Genomic DNA, 3,596 nt, shown 5'->3' with positions numbered 1-3,596 from the left:
CCCGGCCCGATCCCGGTGCTGGCCCGCCGAGTCGGCGGCGGCGAGCGCCAGCCTGCGCGCTTCGGCCGCGTCGCCCCGCCCGAGCGCGGCGTAGCCGCCCGCCAGCAGAGCGACCGTCATCACCGGACCGGAGGCATGCGAAAGCGCCCGCTCCGCAAGGCTTTCGGCCAGCTCGGGGTCGTCGGCCGCAACCGTCCGGGCGAGCCCGCACAGCGCCGGGACCATGCCCTGCCGGTTGCCGTGGGCGGTCGAGGCCTTGAGGGATTCTTCGTACGCCGCCCGCGCCTCGCTGTGCCGCCCCCGCTCGCGAAGCAGGTCGCCGAGCCCGCCCAGCGGGTACGCCACCTTCAGCGAATTGATGCGCTGATACGCCTCGATGGACTGCCGGTACATGCCCGCCGCCTCGTCGAGCCGCCCGAGCCGGTGCAGCAGCGTGGCCTCGTTGTTGCGCGCCATCGCCAGCAGGCTGCCGTGCCCGGCCCGTTCGGCGAGGGCCACGGCCGGGCGCACCATCTCCAGCGCGTCCGTGTAACGTGCCTCCCGCTCCAGCGCCACAGCGAGGTTGGCCCGGATCCTGATCGCCTGCACCACATCCCCGGCCGGTTCGGCCAGCGCCAGCGCCTGCGCGTAGTGCGCCTGCAACGCGGCGGGATCCCCGGCGAGATCGGCGCACAGTGCCAGCGCGACATGGGCCGACACGGCCGCCCGTGCGCTGCCCGACGCGGTCGCCGCGCGGTGGGCGCGCATGGCATGGTCCTGACACTTGTCCAGATCCCCGGCGAGCCGGTGCGCCGCGGCCATCCACGCCAGCAGCGTGGCCTCGTCGGCCGTTGTCTCGTCGCCGAGCACGCCGCGCCCGAACACGCCGATCGCGTCGCGCGGGTTGCCCCACAGATACACGGCCACACCGAACCGCCACGCCAGCGCGGCCGGCAGGCGGTCGCGCCCGGCGGCGAGCTTTTCGTACACGGCGGTCGCTCCCGCGCTGTCGCCCGTCATCTGCAGCGCCTCGGCCAGCAACAGGTCGGTCTGTTCGTCGCAGTGCTCGGGCGGCAGGCGCCGGATCGCGGACACCACGTCGGCCGCAGCCCCGCCGGCGAGCATCAGCGGGCCCTGTCCATTCAGGAGGGACACGCACGCGGCGTGGTCGCCGGCGGCCAGGTGCAGGCGCAGCGCGTCGGCCGGGCGGTCGTGTCGCAGGTGCCAGGCGGCCGCGGTGGCCAGCACGCGCCTGCGCTTGAGCACGTTGCGGGCCACGGTGGCCGCAACGGGTACCGGCTGATACCAAACATGACCCGGGGTAGCCGGATGCAGCAGGCCGAGCCGGGCCAGTTCGCCGATCACAGCCTCGGGGCGGCGGTGGCCGAGACCGGTGGCCAGGTCGGCCGAGACGGAGCCGAGATGAGCGGTGTCGGCGAACAACCGGCGCGCCGCTTCGGTCAGGTCGCCCAGCACCTCGGCGTTGAGGTATTCCGCGATCGGTGTGCCGGGCGCGCCGGGCGAGGCGAGGTCGTCGTCGATGAGCAACCGCACCAGCGCGGGCCAGCCGCATGTGAGCTCGTGCAGCCTGCCTGCCAGCGCGGCCGCGTCGGCGTGGGGGCGCCTACGGCGCAGCATGCGTTCGATGCGGGTGGGCGGCAACGCGAGCGAAGCAGGCCCCACCTCGGCGGGAGGGCTTGCGGCCCAACGCAATACGGCCGCGGTCAGGGGACGGCGGGCGATGAGCACGAGGCGCGCCCGCGGCGGGGTCGCCAGCGCCGGCGGGCCGGACGCCAGATGCATGTCGTCGATGACGGTGAACCGGTCGTCGGTGGCGAAGCCCAGGCCCGACAGGTCGCTGCCGCGAAACCAGTTGGCCTGCCGGTCGCCCAGCCACGCCCGCACCGCCGTCGTCTTGCCGAATCCGGCTGCGCCGAGCACCACGGTCACCCGTCCGCCGAGCGGGTCTGACACCATCGCAGCCTCCGTTTGAACGAGCTTTGAACATCCTTTGACGGCTGGTGCGAACGTACTCCCGAACACGTATGCGACCTGTCGCGTTGGCGACATCGAACGGAGACGGTGGATATGCGGACCTTGGTCGTCATCTCAGCAGTCGTGCTCGGCACGGCGATCACGGTTGCCAGCCTGGGGAACACGCCCACGTATGGGCGTCCGCAGATGATTGCCGTGCTCGGCACGTCGAGCCCTTCGCCGTCCCCGTCGCGGATCAACACCATCAAGAGCCCGTACGGTGTGATGGAGGGCGAGGCGGTGATCAACCTCGTGGCCGCGCCGCTGCACGAGTGGAACGTCATCGAGCTGCCCGGCGCGGGGAACTCGGCCGGCTACTTCAACGCGGCGCGGCGCGACGCGGTCGGGCGCAGCACGGTGTGGTTCCCCGGGCTCGATCCCACGGGTGCGGTGCTGGTGACGGCGCTCGGCCCGGGAAGCGCGCACTGCAAGGCGGTCGACGTGCGGCCCAGCCCGGAGTCGCATCCGGGGATGGACGTGCAGGTCGCCTGCTTCGACCCGGCCGGCAACCCGTCCGACGCCGCTTACACGTTGAGCTACACCAGGCCCGCGGCGAGGATCGCGGGCAGCGGCGGATGGGTCCGCGGCAGCGAGCAGTACAACTCGACGGGCGGCCGGAACACCACGACCCGCCTCGCCGTCGGCAGCTACCTGGTGCGTATGGCCGGACTGGGCGGGCCGGGTGGGCACGCGCAGGTGACCGCGATCGGCACCTCCAGCGATTGGTGCAAAGTCTCTCGTTGGTACCCCAACGGAGCCGACGAGATGGTCGCGGTCAAGTGCTTCGCCCCCGGGGGGGCTCCCGCCGACAGCACGTTCAACCTGTCCTTCGCACGCGGCACCGACGCCACGCTGACCTCCAACCGGGCGGCGGCGTTCTACACATCGAGCGCCGATCCGAGCACGGCGTTCGTCACCGCCGGTGCCACCGGCGCCGTGACCGTCGAACGCTTGACGGCCGGGCGCTATCGCGTGCGGGCCCCGCTCGACATCACCGGCGGAGCCGCCCACGTCACCGCGCAGGGCGACGGCGGCGAGCGGTGCAAACTGCTGGGCTGGAACAACATTGACGGCATCCAGGTCGCGTGCTCCGCCGACACCGCCTTCTCCGTGGCCTGGTCCTCCTAACCCCAACCTGCGCCGAGGTCGGCCTGCCGTGTCCCCGTTCGTAATCTACTTCTCGTGGTACAACGCAAAGTCGTGACACCCAACGACTTCTACGACCTCGCCGACGTCCAGAACCGACTGATCGCCTTCCAGGATCTCTACAACCTCGCCGCCCGACCCTTCAACTGGAAGTACACGAAAAACGATCTCAACGCTCTCCTCGCCCGCATCACAGCCCACAAACCAGCCGTGCTGGCCCAACTCCCGACGAATTGACGGCGAAGACCACCAAAGATTCGGGTTTGCGCTGATGATCACCGAGTCCGGTGGTGGGGGCCGGCGCTTTCCGAGGTGGCCGATGGCGGTGTTGAGCATGGCGACGATGGGCACGGCGATCAGCGCGCCGACGATTCCGGCCAGGACGATTCCGGCGGCGATCGCGACGATGACGGCCAGGGGGTGGATGGCCACGGCCC

General features: G+C 71.4%; 3 protein-coding genes. 1 reads left to right on the top strand and 2 read right to left on the bottom strand.

All coding sequences use genetic code 11. The annotated features are described in order from the left end of the window. Positions 1-1,956, bottom strand: a 1,956-nt coding sequence (locus DM816_RS40945; RefSeq protein WP_162908386.1) for a tetratricopeptide repeat protein, incomplete at its 3' end; no start/stop codon positions are given. A gap of 111 nt (positions 1,957-2,067) precedes the next feature. On the opposite strand from DM816_RS40945, the gene DM816_RS40940 reads away from it, so the two are divergent. Continuing rightward, a complete protein-coding gene (locus DM816_RS40940; protein ID WP_117215817.1) occupies positions 2,068-3,141 on the top strand; it encodes a hypothetical protein in 1,074 nt (357 codons plus the stop codon). A gap of 45 nt (positions 3,142-3,186) precedes the next feature. On the opposite strand, the gene DM816_RS44085 is transcribed toward DM816_RS40940, so the two are convergent. Next, positions 3,187-3,596 (bottom strand): AI-2E family transporter (locus DM816_RS44085; RefSeq protein ID WP_246002727.1); only part of this gene is annotated, 410 nt, incomplete at its 5' end.

Source organism: Allorhizocola rhizosphaerae, from assembly GCF_003426775.1.
Lineage (GTDB): Bacteria > Actinomycetota > Actinomycetes > Mycobacteriales > Micromonosporaceae > Allorhizocola > Allorhizocola rhizosphaerae.
The sequence above is the reverse complement of the archived record's forward strand: the minus strand, read 5'-3'. Positions and strand labels throughout refer to the sequence as shown.

What these genes read in the sequence shown, in the direction of transcription:
- DM816_RS40940 (WP_117215817.1), top strand. Translation starts at nt 2,068, where the DNA reads ATGCGGACCTTGGTCGTCATCTCAGCAGTCGTGCTCGGCACGGCGATC.